The following is a 20,326-nucleotide window of genomic DNA, read 5'->3' on the forward strand; positions in this document are numbered from 1 at the left end:
CTGCTCATGCTTCCATTACACAGCCCGAACGCAACCACAAGGCTCGGGGAACACCCTGATTGTTCCCTGAACACCATGTAAAACCCCGGTTCCAAAGCCCTGAACGCGGCACAATAGAGATATGACATCAATTCCCGAACCGCTGCTGCCCGCGCGTATGCCGTTGACGCGACCCAAACGAGGCCGCTGGCTCACCGGCGTCTGCAAAGGCATCGCACTACATCTCGGCATTTCTGTGATGTGGGTTCGGCTGGCATTCATTGCACTGACCTGCTTGTATGGTGCCGGCATTATCGCCTATGTGTTCCTATGGATTTTCATGCCGGCCGGCGATCCTCAGGCTGTGGCAAGTGCGGAACATATACCAGTGGAGCAAGCTCCGCTCGCGCGGGGCAACCAGCCCGCACAGGCCGGCGTTGAAGACACGGCCGTCTCGGCTGAGTCATTATCCGAAGCCATCCAGCGCGCCCCGAAACCTGCGTTAGTGGCGTTGGCCGGGTTCGTGTTGCTGACCATCGGCCTGCTGCTGGTCGGCACCGGCGCTGATAGCCAACTCATCATTCCGCTGCTGCTTGGACTGGCCGGCATAGCCTTGGCCTGGATGAATCTAAGCCCGAACGGCACACAGCTGCTCTCCATGCTGGGTGGCATCGCACTCATTTTCATGGGATGGGCCATATATGTGTCGAACGTGACCTACGTCGGGTGGGGCACCTCGCCACGTCGCATCATGCTCAGTGGATTCATTATGATTGCGTGCATTGTACTGGCGGTGATGCCATGGGCGAATGCCATGCTACAAAGGCTTTCCCGCGAGCAGGCGTTGAAGGAGCGCGAGGAAGAGCGCGCGGACATGACCGCCCATCTGCATGATGGCGTGTTGCAGACGCTGGCGCTCATCCAACTGCATTCCGAAGACCCCGCCACTGTGTTCACCCTGGCGCGCGGGCAAGAACGCGAGCTGCGCGAATGGCTGTATCAGGAACGTTCCACATCGGATCGTTCCGTCAGCGCCGGGCTGAAGCAGATCGCCGCCGAGGTTGAGGACGAACATGGCAAACCGATTGAGGTGGTCACTGTGGGCGATGCCCATCCAAGCGCCCAGACCGATGCGCTGTTGGACGCCACGCGTCAGGCGCTGGTCAATGCCGTCACACATGGCAGCGAGCCGATCTCCCTCTACTGCGAAGCTACAGATACGACGGTCGAAGTGTTCGTGCGCGACCACGGCGAAGGATTTGATATCGATACAATACCGCCAGACCGATTAGGCATCCGTGAGTCGATTATCGGGCGTATCAAACGCCGCGGCGGTACAGTGGAAATCGTATCCAGAGCCGGCTGGGGCACCGAAGTGAGAATGCATATGCCGATTGCATTGAAATCGACACAAGGAGAGCATCGATGAGTGAAGCTGCAGCAGACCGCATTCGCGTGGCGGTAGTGGATGACCACGAAATGTTTCGCGCCGGCGTGATTGCCACACTGCGAGACTCTTTTGATATCGTCGGCCAGGCGGCGGACGTGCCCGGCTCGGTGGCGATGATTGCCCAGACCAAACCACAAGTGGTATTGCTGGACGTGCACGTGCCGGGCGGCGAAGGTGGCGGCGGTGCCGAGATCCTTACCAAGTCACGCGCCTACTCCCCCGCTACTGTGTTTCTTGCGCTGTCGGTTTCGGATGCGCCTCAGGATGTGGGTTCGGTGATTCGCGCCGGCGCCCAGGGGTATGTGACCAAGACGATTACCGGAGCCGATTTGATTTCCTCCATCAAGCAGGTGCATGAGGGCTATGCCGTGTTTTCGCCGAAGCTGGCCGGATTCGTGCTTTCTGCATTCCAAGGTGTGCCGGCCGCCGGAGCCGATGGTGCCGCGCCTGTGCATGACGAGGAACTGGACAGACTTTCCGCCCGCGAACAAGAAGTCATGCGATTGATTGCCCGCGGATACACATATAAGGAAGTTGCCGTGGAACTGTTCATTTCGATTAAGACGGTCGAAACGCACGTGAGCTCGGTGCTACGAAAGCTTCAGCTTTCGAATCGCACCGAGCTCACGCGCTGGGCCGCCGATCGACGGATTGTGTGAGATATAAGACAGCTCCCGCTGGCGGGAGCTGTCGGCGTAGCCGACTGAGGGTGGTCAACGCCACGCGGCACAAACCACCCTCAGTCTCACTGCGTTCGACAGCTCCCGCCAGCGGGAGCCAATAACGTCACTCGGCGTCGCGGAAACCGTTGGGGTTCTTGGTCTGCCAGTTGAGGGAGGAGGCGGCCATGTCGTCGATGGTCAGCTCGGCCTTCCAGCCAAGCTCCTTCTCCGCCTTGGAAGCGTCGGCGTAGCAGGCGGCGATGTCACCGGGGCGACGCGGCTTGATCGTGTACGGAATCGGATGACCGGCGGCCTTCTCGTAAGCCTTGATGACCTCAAGCACGGAGTAGCCGTGGCCGGTACCCAGGTTGTAGACGAACACGCCTTCCTTGTCGATGTGGTCGATAACGGCCACGTGGCCCTTGGCCAGGTCGACCACGTGGATGTAGTCGCGCACGCCGGTGCCGTCAGGGGTGTCGTAATCGTCGCCGTAGACCTGAACGGCCTTCAGCTCACCAACCGCGACCTTGGCCACGTACGGGGTGAGGTTTGCCGGAATGCCCTTCGGATCCTCGCCAAGCAGGCCGGACTCGTGAGCGCCAACCGGGTTGAAGTAGCGCAGCAGCACGATGGTCCAGGACGGATCGGCCACGTGAACGTCGCGCAGGATCTGCTCTTGGAACAGCTTGGAGGTGCCGTACGGGTTGGTGGTGCCGCCAGTCGGCGTTTCCTCGGTGATCGGCAGCTCCTTCGGGCTGCCGTACACGGTGGCGGAGGAGGAGAAGATGATCTTCTTGACGTTGTGCTTCTTCATCACCTTGAGGAGCACGAGCGTGGAGTACAGGTTGTTGTCGTAGTATTCGATCGGCTTGGCTACGGACTCACCCACGGCCTTGAGACCGGCGAAGTGAATGACCCAGTCGATGTTGTTTTCAGTGAAGACGCGCTCCATCAGAGCCTCGTCACGCACGTCGCCGTCGTAGCGCTTGACCGGCTTGCCGGTGATTTGCTCGACACGCTCCAATGCGACAGGAGACGAATTGCCGTAGTTGTCCACGGAAATAACGTCATAGCCCTTGTTGAGCAGTTCGATGTCGGTATGGGTAGCAATAAATCCAGCGCCGCCCGTAACCAGAACAGTGGTCATGTTTCCTCCTTGAGAAGGATGTTGCCTTCGGTTTTCCTTCGCTGCTTACTTTATCACAGATTGTGCCAAAATCGAACTTTTGCGCAAGTTTTCTGTTCGCTCGTGTTCATAAATGTGAACTATTGGCCGGGACTACATTCTATTTCATGATGTCCGCAACGATGGCGTGCGTCTCATCAACCTTCTGCTCCATCTCCTGCACCAGCTTGATCTGGGTACGGGTACGTACCAGATTGTGTTCAGGATACTTCGTGGCAAAGTACACGTCGCCCTCCAGATAATCGGCGAGGAAACGCATGCCGCATTCCATGGTGAGCAGGTTGCCGCTGAAAGCCAACAGCTCGGCCTCACGCTCGGTGATGCTGCCGCGCAGCTCCCCCACAAAACCTTCGGCGTAAGCACGGAACAGCTCAGTGCTGAAATGCACTTTATCCAAATCTTTCTCATCTTCCAAAGCAGTGGAGGCTCCAAAGCGAATCGAATCACCGAAATCGAACAGCATTGAGCCCGGCATGATGGTGTCGAGGTCGATGATCGCACGCGCCTTTCCGGTGGTGGCATCCATGAGAATGTTGTTCAGCTTGGTGTCGTTATGAGTCACACGCAGCGGAATCGAGCCGTCCTTCAATCCATCCATCACGGTGGCGTACTGGTCAGCATGGGCCAGATAGAAGTCAATCTCCGGCTGGCAGCTTGCGGCACGGCCGAGCTTGTCCGCGGCAAGGGCGGCCTTGAAATCCTCAAAACGATGAGGGGTGTCGTGGAAGTGCGCGATGGTCTCGGTCAGCTGACCGGCATCGAACCCGGACAGGAAATTTTGGAAGTCGCCGAATGCCCTGCCGGCCTCACGGAATACATCTGGATTCGGCACGAGATTGTAAGACACGGTGTGCTCGATGAATCTGTATACACGCCACGCACCGCCATCGATCTCTTCCCACGTTGCGCCGGAAGTGGTGGGCACGATATCCAATGTCTCCTTACCCCGAGCTTTGAGGGCAGAAGTAACTAGTTCGACATTGCGCATCAGATTTACCGTATCGGGGAAAATGCTGGTGTTCATCCGCTGCAGGATGTAACGGGGGCCATCAGTGGTCACCAGATAAGTGGTGTTGATATGCCCGTCGCCATAGGGCTCGATGTTGGCGACATTGCCCTCCAGTGCAAAATGCGAGGCGATGTTAAATAGCGTTTCCTTGCTTGCGGTCATGATGAAAGTCCATTCTCCCTATGAAGCCGCAATAAGCGGCATTGCTTATTTGTTAAGTATATATGCATAAATAGACATTGATATGATTTGCAACATCCGAGAACGAGCCACAACACCGTGGACGAACGCGCATACAGGGGTATCTGTTTCCAAAGAGGTACATTCTGGCCGTTGCAGAATGCTATCTGCTTTCAAAGAGGTACCTCGATGCGGAAAATCCAAGTATAGATGTTGATATTTCAACGCCCATACTTGGATTTTCGACGAACCGGCACCCCTTTGAAAGCAGATAGCATTCTGCATGGGGACCGATGTACCTCTTTGAGGGGAGAAAGCCTTCTATTTTCCGCATTTCTCCCCTCGGTGGACTAACTTTGTCAGTCGTTGCGCCAGGCGATGCCGCTGGGCTGGAGGTCGAAGGTCTCGCTCGACCCGTCGGCCAGGGTCACGGTGGTCGTCTGCGGCTGGTCGGTGTTGTTGACCACGCAGTACAAGCCCTGTCCGGGGAAGTGGGCGACCTCGCACTCCGGGTTGCTGGAGCTCCACGCCGCGTACCGGTCCTCCTTGTGGGAGGCCCAGAACAGGGCACGTTCCAACAACCTGGCGTTGGCCGCCGAATACGGCAGGCCGGAGATATAGACGCCGCGGCCCTTGCCGTATTCGTTGGCCGCGAGCTGCACCTGGCCGTTGTCCGCGCGCAACAGGGTCACATCCTCGCTGACCGGATACGTATTCGCCACGGCTTCGCCGAAGTCGATGCCGCCCAACGGGGCGATGCCCTGGCCGCCGCCGCAGCCCGACAGGGGCGCACGGTAGCCGGCCCGCTCCCAGGCCCCGCGGGCCGTCGGGTCCACGGGCACGTCCGTGGTGATGAAATGCTCGGGTGTGACGGGCGGGAAGTACTTGTCCACCGACAGGGTCTGGAAGCGCTCCTCGTCCACGCCCAGCACGTCCGCCAGCTGGAAGAAGCGGCCCGCCTGGAAGCGCGGCAGCGAGCTCGGCTCGCCAACGCCCACCAGCGCACCGCCGTCACGCACCCATGCGCGCAGGGTCTCCACGAGCTTCGGATTCGCCCACACGTCGCCGCCAGTGAACGCCGTGTCCACCGGGCCGCCGTTGATGATCACGTCGATATCCGGGTCGACGCCGTGCTCGAGGATGTCATCGAAGCTGACGAACCTGACGTTGACGCGCATGCCGGACAGGGACTCCAGGATCCCGTAATACGAGTACGTCTGCTTGTTGGGCAGCGCGTGCGCCACGGTGAACGCCATCCAGGAGCGCATCCTGCCCCACGAGTTCAGGATCGCCACGTTCAATTCGCCCTCGGCGGCCACCCCGTCGGTGCGATCGTGGATGTCGCGGAACTCGTCCGCGATGTGCGTGACGGTGTCCACGAACTTCGGGAACTTCGCGGCCAGGGACAGGTAGCCGCCGTAGCCCATGCGGGAGATCGGGGACCTGAGGATCGCGCGGCGGGCTTTGCGCCAGTTGTCGAGCCCCTCGATGCTCGGGTCGTTGCCCTCATAGAACGTGTCCGGGAAGAAGTACGGCAGGAAACGGCCCTCCGTGTATTTGACGCCGGGAATGTCCGCGATCATGCGGGTCGTGGTGCCGTCGCCGATCGAACCCACCACCGCATCCAAGCCAAGCTCGTCGAACCCGTCCTTGTAGGGTTCGGTGCCGATCCATTGGTCGCCCAGGAACATCATCGCCTCCTTGCCGGCCGCATGGGACATATCCGCCAGCTGCTTGACGTTCTTGCGCACGAAGCCAGACAGGAAGTCGATCCAGTCGCGCTGGGCCTTTCTGGGCACACGCCATGCGCTGTTGTAGGCGCCACCATCCACAAAGTCCTCAGGACGCAGACGATATCCATATTCCTTCTCGAAGTCGTCCAAGGCACGCGGGCTCACGGTGCAGGCACAGCCGAACCAGTCGACCACCTTTTCGCGACGCTTGGCGTCGAACAGCAATGTGAACTGGTAGAAGAACGTGGTGAAACGCACCACATCAGTCTGCGGGCTGTCCTTCAGCCACCTCGCGAACGTGTCGAACACGAACTTTCGGGTGGCGGGATGGTAGATGTCGAACGGGATCTCGTGCTCCTTGTCGCCCCAGTCGTTGGTCAGATGGTTGTACATCTCGACCGGATCCCAGATGATGTAGGCCAAGAACGAAACCGTGTACTCGTGCATCGGCACGGCAGCGGTCACGTGCACGGTATCCTCGCCCGCGTCCAGCGTCCACTGTTCGGGCGGCACGACTTCGCCCGTCGTGCGGTCCACGACCTCCCAATACCTGTGTGGGTCCGCGTCACGGTTCGGCTTGAGCTGCTCCTCGAAGAAACCATCCATCAACGGCACATCCACCGCATCCGACTCCGCCAGGATACGATCCGTCAGCAGGTACACCTGCGGCGTCTCGTCCATATGCAGAGTGATCCACTCGTTATGCGCACGCGTCGGGAAATACGCACTGTATATCTTCTTGCCAAGAGCGAGCACATCCTCATCAAGATGCGTGCCATCCGAGTTGCGGATAGCATCCGCGCCCCACAATTCGGCAAGCTCCTTGGTCTTTTCAGCAAAATTCTCCTCACTCGGCAAAGTGAAGCGGCCAGTACTCATGAGTTCTCCTCTATAGAACGGTCGAATGGGAAAGCATGGCGACGAAATGCCACAACAAAAAAATGGCCGGCGTCATCGCGGGTTCTAGGGCCCTGACTGCGTAGATCCTTGACGCTACGGTGACGCCGGACGATTGCAATAATGTCACTCCGATAGAGAAGGGGGGCGCCGCCTGGCATCGGAAGGAGTGACATGTTATGCCGGGCGGTGGATTAATTAGCCCTTGACCGCACCGGCAGCCAAACCGGACTGCCAGTAGCGCTGGAGGCCGAGGAAGAGCACAATCACCGGCAGCACACCGAGCAAGGCACCCATCATCAGGGCACCACGATCGGTGAACGTAGACAGCGAGACCATGCCATACAGACCCAAGGTCACCGGCTTCAGGGTGTCGGAAGACACCATCATCAACGGCAGCACGAAGTTGTTCCACGTGGCCACGAACAGGAACAGGAAGATCGTCACCATTGCCGGAGCCAGCAGGCGCAGCACAATAGTGAAGAAGATTCGTGCCTCGCTCGCACCATCAATGCGGGCCGCCTCGAGCAACTCATCAGGCACCGAGCTCTGCGCGTACGTGCGGCCCAGGAAGAAGCCGAACGGGGAGACGCAGCACGGGATGATGATGGAGAGCATCGTGTTGGTCAGGTGCAGGGTGTGGAAAATCGAGTACTGCGGGATGGTCAGCAGTGCGGCGGGCATCAGCATGCAGGCCATGATGACGCCAATAGCCGCGTTCTTGCCGCGGAAGTTGAACTTCGCAGTGGCGTAGCCAGCCATCACAGACACGATGGTGCCGATCAATGCCGAGACGCCCGAATAAATCAGGGAGTTCAACACCCAGCGCCAGAAGTTGCCACGAGTCCAGCCAAGCAGCTTGGAATAGTTAGTGGCGATGGCATTGGGCAGCTGGTCAAGCGGCACAGCAAACCACATGCCGTTGCTACCGGTCATCTGGGCCGGCGTCTTGGTGGACGCGATGATGGCCCAGTAAATCGGGAACAGGAAGTAGATCAACACCAGTACCAGCAGCACCACGGTGAGGGTCTTCACGGCCGCGGACGGTCGCATGGAGCGAGGCAAATCGTGTTGCGCAGCCTGACGCTGCTTTTCGAGCTTGCGCTCGGCCTTTTTGCGGGCGCGTTCTTCAACGGTTACGGAGCTCATTACTCGTTCACCTTCCTTTCGGCCAAGGTGTATAGCACGGCAAGCACACCTGCGATCAGAGCCATGACAATGGCGATGGCCGAAGCCGGACCGTCACCAGACGGGGTAATGCTGCCCTGAGAAGTGCTCATGGCCATCATCATCGGTGTATACGACTTGGAAATACCCGGATCAGCCGTAGACATGATCTGCGGTTCGTTGAACAGCTGAATGGTGCCGACGATGGAAAGCAGCATGGCCAGCAGGGCCGCGCCACGCACGTTCGGCAGCTTGATCCTCGTGGCGATCTGCCAACCATTGGCGCCGTCGATACGGGCGGCCTCATAGAGGTCATGCGGGATGGCCTGCAGTGCGGCGAGGAAGATCAGCATGTTGTAGCCGGTGAAGGTCCATGTGGTGATGTTGGCCATCGAGCCGAGCACGATGTTCTTGTTGAAGAAGTCCACATTGACGCCGATGGCGGCAAGTCCCTTGACAATCGGCGAGATTTGGCCGTTGTACAGGTAGACCCAGATAATCGAGGCCACGACGCCGGGGATGGCGTAGGGCAGGAAGTAGCCCAGACGGAAACCAGTGACATGCTTGACCACGAACGAGTCGATGACGATGGCCAACGCCAGTGCGGCGATGATCATGATCGGCACCTGAATCAGGGTGTAGACCAGCACCCTGCCGACGCCGGACCAGAAGTTGCCGGAAGTAATAACATACTGGAAGTTCTGGAATCCTACGAATTTATTGACCAGCTCGCCACCGCCGTATGCGCCACCGCCCTCGGTGACCTGACGGAAGAAGCTGGAATAGATGGCCCAGATGATGGGCAAGATGAACACGAAAGCGAACAGGACGGCGAACGGTGCCATGAATGCCCAGCCGGTGCGGTTCTCGCGCTTCTGAGCGCCGGACCGCTTCGGCTTGGCGGCGGCACGCCTAGGTGCTTTGCCCTTCGCCTGAGTAGTGGATGCAGTCATAATACAAAACCTGTCTTTGCAAAGAACAGTAAAACAATAACAAGGACCACAGCCCTTGCAGCAACACCCCCAAACAATACGGAAGGCCGGAGTATGTGCCCCGGCCTTTCGCTATGGTGATGCGAGGCATCGGAGGTCTTGGATGGCCGGCTATTTCAAGCCGGCCCGTTGACAAGACCTAGTGAGGTCACTCCTTGACGGACAGACCGAGGTTCTTCAGCGTATCCACCGAGGTCTTCTGAGCGGTGTCGAACACATCCGAAACCTTGGCAGAACCATCGGCAGCCTTGGCGGCGGTCTGTTTCATTGCAGCGCCGACTGCGGAGAAGCCAGGCATGTAGGTGAAGTCACCCATGTTGCCGTTCGCGGTCTTGAACTCAGCCATGACATCCTGTCCGCTGAAGTAGTCGGACCACTTCTGCGGGGTCTTGGCTTCCGCGGTGGTGGCGGCCACGACGAGGCCCTGGGAGACAAGGTCATCAACCTGGGTGTTGAACCAGTCAAGGAACTCCATGGCTTCGGCCGGGTGCTTGGAACCCTTGAGCACGGCCACACCGGAACCACCATCGGCGCCGGTCTTGGTGCCATTGCCGAACCAGTCACCGAGCTGGGTGACCTTCCACTCACCAGCACCAGTGCCACCGGCGGAATCGATGAACAGCGGGGCTTCCCAAGCGGCGGCCACGGTGCCGATCAGCTGACCGGACTGGATGGAGTTATCAAACGATGCATCCCAACGCGGGTTGGTGAGGGCGGCCTTGTTGTCGATCAGCTGCTGGTAGACATCGGCCACGGCCTTGGAGCCCTTGGTCTGGGTGTTGACAACCCAGGAGTTGCCGTCGACCTTGTACCACGGACCGGAAGCACCGGCCTGGCCGGACATCATCATCATGGCCTCATCAGGCTGGAAGGTCATGATGTACTTGCCCTGGGCAGCGGTCTTCTTGGCGGTCTCGATGAGCTCGTCAGCGGTCTTCGGCACGGTGATGCCGAGCTTCTCAAATTCAGCGGCGTTGTAGAAGTAAGTCAGCGGGCCGGTGTCCTGCGGCAGACCGTAGGTCTTGCCGCCCACCTGCATCAGTGCGAACGGGCCGGAAGCGAAATCGTCCTTGTACTTGGCGGCCTCATCGGTGACATCCTGCAGAAGGCCCTTGGTGAAGACCTCGGGAACCTCGGCGTAACCGACCTGAGCCAGATCCGGCGCATTGCCAGCCTTGACGTCGGTCTCGAGCTTCTTAATCATGTCGGAGGCATTGCCATCGAACTTGGTGGCCTTGACCTGAATGTTCGGGTGCTCCTTGTTCCACTTGGCCACAATGTCGTTGACCAAGGTCATGCCTTCGGAATCGGGCAGACGGTGCATATAGGTGATGTTGACCACACCGCCATCGCTGCCGGACTTCGTGTCGCCAGCAGTGTCGCTGCCGCCGCAACCGGCCAAACCAATACCCATTGCTGCTACCGCGGCAAGAGCAGCCACGATGCGCTTGTTGTGCGATACCATATCTCTACTCCTTCGATAATGGCGTCATCACTCCTCTGTGACGACTGTTAATCAGTTTAGGCGCTCAAATCTTTATTGTCAACCTAACTAACAATTTCTGCGCGCCCCAGTGGAATAGTGACATTAACCCGGTTTGATTCCTTATTATGCTCGTTTTGTCATTTTATTAATACTCCTTACAAAGCTACATACTTATGGTCTACCAGTGGACCATGCGTGAAATACGAAAAAGCCCCGGATTGCTCCGAGGCTCATCGTTCACAGGCGGACAGAGCGAGATTCGAACTCGCGGAGGGTTGCCCCTCAACGGTTTTCAAGACCGTCTCTTTAGACCGCTCAGACATCTGTCCTTATGCACATGCGCATGTGCACGATATTTGATTATACAAAAGGGAAGGATTTGGGGAGCGGACACAGTCGCACTCCCCCATAAGCCTTACATGCAGCTAATCTGCCAGCGGGCCTGATGAAATCAGGCCTCCCATTTAGTCGGCTCGATGACTTCCTTGCCGCCCATGTAGGCACGCATGGCCTTCGGAATCTCGATGGAGCCATCCTTCTGCTGATGGTTCTCCATGATGGCGACCAGCCAACGGGTGGTGGCCAGCGTGCCGTTGAGCGTGGAGACCGGGCGAGTGCCGCCGTCTTCCATACGCTCGCGGATGTTCAGACGACGAGCCTGGTACTCGGTGCAGTTCGAGGTGGAAGTGAGCTCACGGTAACGGTCCTGGGTCGGCACCCAAGCCTCGCAGTCGAACTTGCGGGCGGCGGAGGAGCCGAGATCGCCGGCGGCGGTGTCGATGATGCGGTATGGCACCTCGACCTTGGCGAGCATCTCCTGTTCCATAGCCAGCAGGTGCTCATGCTCCTTGTAGGAGTCCTCCTGCTTGGCGTAGACGAACATCTCCACCTTGTCGAACTGGTGGACGCGGATGATACCGGAGGTGTCCTTGCCTGCGGCGCCGGCCTCGCGGCGGTAGCAGGAGGACCAACCGCAGTAACGCAGCGGGCCATTGCCGAGGTCGAGAATCTCGTTCTCGTGCATGCCGGCAAGCGCCACTTCGGAAGTGCCGACCAGGTACTGGTCATCGGGCTCACGCAGGCGGTAGATCTCGTCGGCGTGGGAGTTCAGGAAGCCAGTGCCGCGCATGACTTCGGGGCGCACGAGCGTCGGGGTAATGGCCAGCGTGAAGCCGTGCTCCTCTGCCTGGTCAACGGCCATAGTGAGCATGGCAATCTGCATGCGGGCCACCTGGCCACGCAGGAAGTAGAAGCGGGAGCCGCCCACCTTGACACCGCGGCGCATGTCGATGCCAGCCACGCCGGTGCCGAGGGTCAGGTGATCCTTGGGCTCGAAACCTTCAGCCGCGAAGTCACGAATCTGGCCGACCTTCTTGACGACCACGTAATCGTCCTCGCCCCCCTCAGGAGCTTCCGGCTCCACAATGTTGGAGAGCTTCCACATGGCGGTGGTGTATTCCTCGGCAGCTGCATCGGCCTTGGACTTGAACTCGGCGACCTTCTGGGAGAGTTCCTTGGTTTCGGCGATGAGCTTGGCCTTTTCGTCGGCCGGGGCAGAGGCGACCTTCTTGCCGATTTCCTTCTGCTGGGCACGGGCCTCTTCAAAAGCCTTGAGCGACTCACGACGGACAGTGTCGGAGGAAAGCACTTCGTCGACGAGTTCCACGGACTCGCCACGCTTGCGCTGGGATTCCTTGACGATATCGGTGTGTTCACGAATGAATTGAATATCAAGCATGAGCACCAGACTAGCCCCGCAAGCCGACACCCTCAACAAAGCAATAATAAGGAGTAGAGCATGCTCTCTCATACATCTTTTACGGCCGATGAAACCGCACTCGGACGGTAGCAAATTCCACCAGACGGAATCAGGGTGAATAATAATCTCGCTTAGAGTGGGCACATTCCGTGCAGGAACTGTTCACGTACTTCCTGAATGCAGCGAAAAGAAGCCGTCTCACGCTAACAATAGGAATCATGCCCCAGCCTGCGCTCACTGTATTTCTTGTTGTAGCCGCGATCGTTATCGTCGCGGTATGTGTTGCCGTCATCGTCATCGCGTTGCGGGCGCACCGTCGCCGCAAACTGGCCGAGACATTGGAGAAACGCAGGGATGACGAGGTGCAGTATGCGTTCGTGGTGAACCCATCCAAGCCACAGGCCGCCGCACGCAGGCTCCACATTCAGGAGTTCTGCAAAGCCAAGGGTCTGAATCGGGTGCGCTTCTACGACACCCAACTCGACAAGGACGGACGTGCCTGTGCGCTCGAGGCGCTCGAAGACGGCGCTGACGTGGTGATCGCGGTCGGAGGCGACGGCACTGTACGCACGGTGGCGAGCGCCGTATCCGGCACCGGCCACGCACTGGGCATTGTGCCTATTGGCACCGGCAATCTCTTTGCCCGCAATATGGGCATTCCTGTGGACGATATCGATGCGGCCCTGACCGTGGCCACATCGCACGGATCGCGCATGGTGGACATGGGCCGACTCACGCTGCTCGATCATCCCGAGGACGACCACGGCCATGCGTTCCTGATTATCGCCGGCATCGGCTTCGACGCCGCCATGATCGACGACACCGATCCGGACTTGAAGGCGAATATCAGCTGGCTGGCATACTTCGTGGGCGGCGTGAAAAACCTGTTCGCCCCGAAATTCCGCGGCAATTTGACCGTCACCAGCGCCGACGGCTCCACACACACCACCAATAATCTTGCATTTCGCACGGTGATGGCCGGCAATTGCGGGCAGATTCCCGTATTCTCGCTCATGCCCGCCGCGTCCTATGATGACGGCATCCTCGATTTTGAAATCATCGACACCACCGGCGGCATCCTGGGTTGGGCCAACCTGTTCGGCGACGTAGTGCACCAAACCATTATCGGCAAGCCTGAGCAGAACCCGCTGTCCACCAACTCGACCATTGAGCAGGTGCAAGGTCTGAGCGCGGAAATCGTATTGGGAAAGCCAGCCAAGGCCCAGGTGGATGGCGATATGCTGCCGGAGACCAAACACATCCGATTCTCAGTAGATCACCGGGCTCTGATCGTACGCGTACCCGATGCTTCCGCACTGGAGAAAACCGCTCAGGTGGCGGCGCAGAACGCCACCGCTGATTTCGCGGAAACGACCGGTACCATCGAGCCGATTCGCTGATTCACTGGCCCATATGCGCCAGCTGCGGATGGTCGGGAATATCCGAGGAACGATTCTGATTCGTTTGATCCGTGACTCGTGCCACATGCAATGTCAGGTAGGCAACCTCGTCTTCGGTCAGCGTGGTATCGAGGCGCAGTTCAATAAGGGATGCGATAAGTCTCGCGCATTTCGAGGCTTTTGCATAGGAGCTCATAATCGAGGAAACGATTGCCTCCGGCTCCCTGCTGAGCTGCTCATGCTGATGAATACGTACGAACAAATACCGAAGATGGGTGATGAAACGGCCGACATTAACCGAATGCTCATCCAGCTTGATGTTATAGGTGCTTTCGATGACAGCGAGCAACTGTTGGATGACGCCGGTCATCATATACGTAGGAGAAAGGTCGCCTGTGGAGAAGCCGGCATTCACAAAATGCAGCGCAAAAGCAACGCTCTCGCTGGGATCCAGCGCATCGTCCAATCTACGGTTCAGCGCGGCGAGCAGTGCGCAGCCCTGCTGGTATTCACGCTTATACAGCGAACGAATTTCCGAGTTCAGCGGATACGGCACAGGCGGAATGCCATTCTTGGCGCGGCGTAAAGCACCGCACACATGATCCGCGAGCGCCATGACCAACGTCGAGCTTTGTGCGGCCTCTGAACTCAGGCCAATCTCATCCATGGTCTCGGAAATGAGACGAATGATTTCAGGAGGAATATCGCCCAGCAACTGGGCCATATGGTCAGGGTCACGGCCTTGAGCCGGCACGAACACACGAGCCACTTTGGCATCGTCAACTGTCATGCCGGGCTTGGCCTTGAACCCCAGACCCCGGCCGGTAAGGATGACTTCGCGCCCCCGATCCTTCGCCAGGACGACGTTGTTATTGAAGACGCGAAGTATTTCCATGACATCCCTTCCGGTCGGGATCTTCAGGTTACGGTTGCGAACCGACCATGATTACTGTTCGATGGCGATGACTTCGTCACCGGCCGCAACGTTCACATCCGTCTTCGGAGTAACGGACTTGAGCGCTGCGGTGTTCAGTACCGTAACCAGCGTAGTGGTGCTGAATCCAGCCTTCTTGACTTCGTCGAGATCGACAGTCGCCAACAGGTCACCGGCATTCACTCGGTCACCCTTGGCCACATTCACCACGAAACCATTGCCATTCATCTTAACCGTATCAATGCCGACGTGTACCAGCACTTCAATGCCATCGTCGGTCTTGAGACCAAAAGCATGGCCAGTCTCAGCAACGGTCTGCAGCACACCGGACACCGGAGCCTTAACCGTGCCGTCAACCGGCTCGATGCCCACGCCCTCGCCGAGGGCACGAGAAGCGAACACCGGATCGCCGGCATCGTCAAGGGATACCACGTGGCCCGCAATCGGAGCGAACACGGCGGAAGTGGCGGTCGCAGCGGCAGCCGGGGCATCGGCAACGGCAACAGCGGCGGTTGCGGTAGCGGTGGTGGCGTCACCACCGTTCACAGCCTTGGCGGACTGAGCCGCGGCACGGGCCTTGGCTTCGGCTTTCTGCTCCGGAGTGCGGTAGTCAAGCATGATAATCATAATCATGGCGGTGAAGAACGACACTGCGATGGAGACGCCGTAAACCCACATCTGGTTGAACACCGGCACGGTGAGCAGCGAGGTGAAAGCGAATGCAGTGGTGGTCACGCCGTGCACGGTCTCGCCGGAGGCGACGGTGGCCGGGAAGAGCCAGCCCATGACGGCGATTACGACGCCGCCCACGCCGCAGCCGACCAGCATACGGGAGTAAATGAGCTTGTAACGCAGGTGGATGCCGTAAAGGCTCGGCTCGGAAACGCCACCGAGCAGGCCGGCGGCAAGAGCACCGATGGAGGTCTGGCGCATGTCCTTATCCTTGTCACGGATGGAGAGGAACAGCACACCGGCAGTGGCACCGAAGCAGGCGAAGTTCCACACGCCCATCGGGCCCTGAATGAAGTCGTAGCCCAGGGTGTTGATGTTCATGATCATCAGGGCGTTCAGCGGCCAGTGCAGACCCAGCGGCACCAGGAACGGGTACAGCAGCGGGATTGCGATGGCGAAGATGAACGGAGCGTGTGTGTTCATCCAGGCGAGTCCGGCGCCGAGGCCGTTGCCGGCCCACACACCGATAGGTCCGATGATGAAAGCGGTGAGCGCACCGACGATGATCATGGAGAAGAAGGGCAGGAAGACCATCTGGACGCTGTCCGGAATGATCTTCTTCAGACCGTGGTACACGACCGCGAGCACGGCGACCATCAGCAGCGGCACGAACACGTTGCCGGAGTAGTCGGACAGCTGCATCGGCAGACCGAACACCGTGGCGGTGCAGGAGGAGGTGCCCAGCGTGGTGTTCTCCACGCACTTGACGGCGTCGCCCCAAGTCTTGGTGTCAGACAGGGATGCGAACTGCGGGGTCATGAGCATGCCCATGATTGCGCCGCCCAGCCACGGATCCACCTTGAGCTTCTTGGCTGCATTGTAGGCGACCATAATCGGCAGGAAGTAGAACACACCCTTCCAGATGGCCTGCACGAACACCAGGCCGGTGGTGGCGGTGTCGTTCGGAATCAGGCCCAGGGAAATGCACAGGTTGACCAGTGCGATGATGATAGACGCGCCAAGCAACACACCCAGAATCGGGCGGAAGGAGTCGGCCAGGTATTCGAAGAAGCTATCGAGCCATGCGACCTTGCCGCGAGCCTTGGAACGAGCGGCGGCCTTGACCTCCGCATCAGTCGGCTCATCGGCATCGTCGTCAACGGTGCCGGCGCCGAGACCAGCCATTTCTGGCAGGTGCATGATCTGCTCATACACGGAGGCGACCTGACCGCCGATAACGACCTGGTATCGGTCGCCGGACTGCGGCACGGCGCCCAGCACAAGCTTGTTGGCGTCGAGCGCGGCATTGTCAACCTTGCCGGCGTCATTGAGTTCAAAGCGCAGTCGCGTGGCGCAGTGCGTCAGCGACTTGATGTTGGCCGCGCCACCAACACTGGTGACGATTGCCTTGATATCGTCTTGATGCGACATCTCTTACTCCATTCCTTTTCCACGGTTAAGCCAGTACCTACCAGAGAAACCACCCTGTTCCTGAGCATCTGCGTTCCAGGAACCGGCAGTCACGCCAAATAACAGAAAAGACCTGAGATATGGACGCCATCATGAATACACATGACTACGTCAACATCTCAGGTCTTGCCTCAACATTTGAGTAGCAACCCTGCTAATTACTGACTGAACAGCGATTATAACGAGCTGATAACAATCCGGCAAATCACACATATGGTCAAAGCCCGCCTATACCTCAAAACATAAGACGAGAGTAGGGAAGAACAGGCTTTAATCAGCGATGAACATCCGGCGTGTCTTTCTTGGACGATGCATCCGCAATGAGACGGCACGCAAGCCCACGCTTAGGCTCTTTGTGCCAGACGTGCGCCACCGTCATACACTTATTCGCACAAAAGTTGACAACTTTTAACACAATCTTGCCCCAGACGGCAAAAAACGTGGCAGAATGAAAGTATGGTAGCAAACAATGCGGGTCAACCCGCCACCCCAGCAGATCTGATCAATGTCGATGAGGTTATCGGCAAGTACTATGACCTCGTCCCCGACCCCAGCGTTCCCGAGCAGCGTGTCATCTTCGGCACCTCCGGTCACCGTGGATCGTCTCTGAAGACCTCGTTCAACGAGGCCCATATCGTTGCCATCTCCCAGGCCATCGCCGAATACCGCAAGAAAGCCGGCGTTACCGGCCCGCTGTACCTCGGATCCGACACCCACGCGCTGTCCGGCCCGGCCAAGAAGACCGCCATCGAAGTGCTCGTCGCCAACGGCGTGCACGTGCGCATCGATTCTCGCGACGACTTCGTGCCTACCCCTGTGGTCTCTCAGGCCATCCTGACCCACAACCGTGCGGCCGACGGCACCCAGCGTTTTGAGGGCGAAGGCTTAGCTGACGGCATCGTCGTCACGCCGTCCCACAACCCGCCCACCGACGGCGGCTTCAAGTACGACCCCGTCACCGGCGGCCCGGCTCCGGCCGAAACCACCAACGCCATCGCCGCCCGCGCCAACGAGCTGCTTGCCGACTACAAGAACGTCAAGCGCGTGCCGTACGAGGAGGCCATCAAGTCCGAGTACGTCGAGGGCTTCGACTTCCGCGAGCACTACGTGGACGACCTGGAGAACGTCATCGACTTTGACGTGATTCGTTCTTCCGGCGTACGTCTGGGCATCGACCCGCTTGGCGGCGCTTCCGTGAACTACTGGCCGCTCATCAATGAGAAGTACGGCCTGAACATTGGCGTGGTGCGCCCTGAGGTCGACCCGACCTGGCGCTTCATGACCATCGATCACGACGGCAAGATCCGTATGGACCCCTCTTCCCCGTATGCCATGAAGGGCTTGGTTGACGAGCTCAACGGTGGCGCTTGGGACAAGTACGACCTGGTCGGCGGCACCGACCCCGATGCCGATCGTCACGGTATCGTCTGCCCGAACTGGGGCGTGATGAACCCGAACCACTACATCGCCGTGTGCGTGGAGTACCTGTTCGGAGGCAACCGTCCAGGCTGGCCCGAGGGTGCAGCCGTGGGCAAGACGCTGGTTTCCTCTTCCCTGATCGACCGCGTAGCCGCGTCGATCAACGCGAAGGTGCTGGAGGTGCCGGTGGGCTTCAAGTGGTTCGTCGACCCGCTGTTCAGCGGCGAGGTTGCGTTCGGTGGCGAGGAGAGCTCCGGCATGAGCTTCCTGCGCAAGAATGGCCGCGTGTGGACCACCGATAAGGACGGCCTGATTCCCGACTTGCTGGCCGCTGAAATCACCGCCAAGACCGGTAAGAACCCGGCCCAGCTGCATCAGGAGCAGGTTGAGCGCTTCGGCGAATCTTGGTACAAGCGCGTAGACACTCCGACCACGCTCGAACAGAAGGCCAAGTTCGCGGCACTGTCCGGCGACGACGTGACCGCCTCCACCCTGGCCGGCGAGGACATCACCGCCAAGCTGACCGAGGCTCCCGGCAACCACGCCAAGATCGGCGGCCTGAAGGTCACCACCAAGGACAACTGGTTCGCCGCCCGCCCCTCCGGCACCGAGAACATCTACAAGGTGTACGCCGAGTCCTTCGTCTCCCCTGAGGCGCTGGACAAGGTGCTCGATGAAGCCACCGAAGTAGTCGACAAGGCCCTGGGCGAGTAAGGATTACTCAGCAAGCCGCTCCGGCAAAACTCAGATGAGGGCTTGATTGTTGGTTTCCGCCAATAATCAAGCCCTCATCTTATTGGTCAGCGTTTTCATATGAAAATATGCATCTCAAGCGGCTCTGTACTGCTTTATCGTGGGACAACACGAAAAAATGGCCCTTTAGAAGATGTTGTCCCACATAATATGGGACGACATTGCAATAGATCGTTTTAAATTCATGTTGTCCCAACGGAGTCATTCCAAGAACCGCGGAAAACCGCCATTCTCACGACAATCGACGGAATCTTCTCCAATGCCGTGTGGGACAACATGGAAAAAACGAGCAAATTCACATGTTGTCCCACGCTGAATATCATCGCAGCAATGCTCGCATCGTATAGCACCCCAAGATACGAGCCAACAACGCTCCGAGAACGATTCGACCATCGACATTGACTCAATGGCTAAGACTCCGCAGCTCTGCAACAACATTCAAATTAGGAGGCATATAAGCAAACCAGAATCGCCCCCGTTGGCACCGCACCCAATCCTCTTTCCCGATGCTAGTGCACAATGCCCATCGCAACGCCGAGATACTTTAACCCTGCCGACGGAGCCGAGTCTCAGCCAACTGCTCAATAGACATAGCAATTACCTGAAAATCGAATACCGCACCTCGCAAAGCAAGAGCACGTGCCACATTGAATGAGAATTCTGCACATGCAGCCTCGTCCGCAAGATTAGCCGCCGTCGCCACGAACGTAATCCACTGCCGGGCAACCAACTTGGATCTTTTCTCTTGATCCCTACGCCACTGCGTTTTATTGGTGCGATGATGGTCGCCATCATATTCGATTGCGACCTTGAATTCGGGCCACGCCAAATCCAACGTTACAGGAGCCCCAGATCTAAAGGTCATGTCCGGAACTACATAATTCACCACCGGCTGAGGAATACCATGAGTCAGCAACGACAGTCTTTCTTCCGACTCTTTTGGCGAGTCCACACCAGGCATAATCAACGACAACGCACGAACGCACATCGTTCGTCCTTTGAAACGAGGAAGCTCTTCTACAAACCGTATCAGATCATGATAAATGGTTACGGCACCCGATGTCTATTTAGAAGTACAACACCCTTGTTGGTCCTGTAATTCTAACAGTTCGTCGGCGAACGCCTCGGCGGGCGTGCGGTAGCCGAGCACGCGCATGGGGCGGTTGTTGATCTCGTCG

13 protein-coding genes, 1 tRNA gene and 2 pseudogenes are annotated in these 20,326 nt (G+C 58.4%); 4 read left to right on the top strand and 12 right to left on the bottom strand.

Translation table 11 applies throughout. The features are described 5' to 3' along the window. The first annotated feature begins 121 nt into the window (after nt 1-121). Nucleotides 122-1,408, top strand: a complete 1,287-nt coding sequence (locus NBH12_RS03570; protein WP_025332434.1) for an ATP-binding protein — start codon at nt 122-124, stop codon at nt 1,406-1,408. Further along, nucleotides 1,405-2,088: a LuxR C-terminal-related transcriptional regulator gene (locus tag NBH12_RS03575; RefSeq protein ID WP_003829955.1), complete on the top strand. Its 684-nt coding sequence runs from the start codon at nt 1,405-1,407 to the stop codon at nt 2,086-2,088. Before NBH12_RS03570 ends, NBH12_RS03575 begins: the two co-directional genes overlap by 4 nt. Before the next feature lie 127 nt (nt 2,089-2,215). On the opposite strand, the gene galE is transcribed toward NBH12_RS03575, so the two are convergent. The 8 genes from galE to serS all read right to left on the bottom strand — a co-directional run bounded on the left by galE (nt 2,216) and on the right by serS (nt 12,479). Next, the gene (gene galE, locus NBH12_RS03580; RefSeq protein ID WP_025222092.1) at nt 2,216-3,238 is read right to left on the bottom strand and encodes a UDP-glucose 4-epimerase GalE; all 1,023 of its coding nucleotides are present in this window, start codon (nt 3,236-3,238) and stop codon (nt 2,216-2,218) included. A 139-nt stretch (nt 3,239-3,377) separates the two neighbouring features. Further along, on the bottom strand, nt 3,378-4,448 hold the full coding sequence (gene nahK / locus NBH12_RS03585; RefSeq protein WP_052787883.1) for an N-acetylhexosamine 1-kinase: 1,071 nt from the start codon (nt 4,446-4,448) through the stop codon (nt 3,378-3,380). 377 nt (nt 4,449-4,825) lie between these two features. Further along, nucleotides 4,826-7,078, bottom strand: coding sequence for a 1,3-beta-galactosyl-N-acetylhexosamine phosphorylase (gene gnpA, locus NBH12_RS03590; RefSeq protein ID WP_250819181.1), 2,253 nt, complete (start codon nt 7,076-7,078; stop codon nt 4,826-4,828). A 216-nt stretch (nt 7,079-7,294) separates the two neighbouring features. After that, entirely contained in the window at nt 7,295-8,245 is a 951-nt protein-coding gene (locus NBH12_RS03595; RefSeq protein ID WP_250819182.1) for a carbohydrate ABC transporter permease, read from the bottom strand. Continuing rightward, entirely contained in the window at nt 8,245-9,216 is a 972-nt protein-coding gene (locus NBH12_RS03600) for a carbohydrate ABC transporter permease (RefSeq protein WP_250819183.1), read from the bottom strand. The genes NBH12_RS03595 and NBH12_RS03600 overlap by 1 nt, the downstream gene beginning before the upstream one ends. Nucleotides 9,217-9,403: 187 nt before the next feature. Beyond that, a complete protein-coding gene (locus NBH12_RS03605; protein WP_250819184.1) occupies nt 9,404-10,720 on the bottom strand; it encodes an ABC transporter substrate-binding protein in 1,317 nt (438 codons plus the stop codon). 265 nt (nt 10,721-10,985) lie between these two features. After that, a tRNA-Ser gene (locus NBH12_RS03610) sits at nt 10,986-11,070 on the bottom strand. Nucleotides 11,071-11,192: 122 nt separating this feature from the next. Then, nucleotides 11,193-12,479: a serine--tRNA ligase gene (serS, locus tag NBH12_RS03615; RefSeq protein ID WP_025222096.1), complete on the bottom strand. Its 1,287-nt coding sequence runs from the start codon at nt 12,477-12,479 to the stop codon at nt 11,193-11,195. A gap of 239 nt (nt 12,480-12,718) precedes the next feature. Here serS and NBH12_RS03620 point away from each other — a divergent pair, with 239 nt between their 5' ends. After that, on the top strand, nt 12,719-13,900 hold the full coding sequence (locus tag NBH12_RS03620; RefSeq protein WP_052787251.1) for a diacylglycerol/lipid kinase family protein: 1,182 nt from the start codon (nt 12,719-12,721) through the stop codon (nt 13,898-13,900). A gap of 1 nt (nt 13,901) precedes the next feature. Here the strand turns inward: NBH12_RS03620 and NBH12_RS03625 are convergent, their stop codons facing one another. Both NBH12_RS03625 and NBH12_RS03630 read right to left on the bottom strand, forming a co-directional pair. After that, complete coding sequence (locus NBH12_RS03625; protein ID WP_015439189.1) at nt 13,902-14,795, bottom strand: PRD domain-containing protein; 894 nt, start codon at nt 14,793-14,795, stop codon at nt 13,902-13,904. 51 nt (nt 14,796-14,846) lie between these two features. Next, a complete protein-coding gene (locus NBH12_RS03630; RefSeq protein ID WP_003832913.1) occupies nt 14,847-16,937 on the bottom strand; it encodes a glucose PTS transporter subunit IIA in 2,091 nt (696 codons plus the stop codon). 495 nt (nt 16,938-17,432) lie between these two features. On the opposite strand from NBH12_RS03630, the gene pgm reads away from it, so the two are divergent. Then, nucleotides 17,433-19,109, top strand: coding sequence for a phosphoglucomutase (alpha-D-glucose-1,6-bisphosphate-dependent) (pgm, locus tag NBH12_RS03635; protein WP_003829934.1), 1,677 nt, complete (start codon nt 17,433-17,435; stop codon nt 19,107-19,109). 583 nt (nt 19,110-19,692) lie between these two features. Here the strand turns inward: pgm and NBH12_RS03640 are convergent. Next, a pseudogene (locus NBH12_RS03640) lies at nt 19,693-20,202 on the bottom strand (putative endonuclease domain-containing protein); the annotation flags it as partial. Between the two features lie 9 nt (nt 20,203-20,211). Then, nucleotides 20,212-20,326, bottom strand: a pseudogene (locus tag NBH12_RS10935) (IS30 family transposase); the annotation flags it as partial.

The sequence above is a fragment of the Bifidobacterium sp. M3-N-101 genome (assembly GCF_023656805.1).
Lineage (GTDB): Bacteria > Actinomycetota > Actinomycetes > Actinomycetales > Bifidobacteriaceae > Bifidobacterium > Bifidobacterium breve.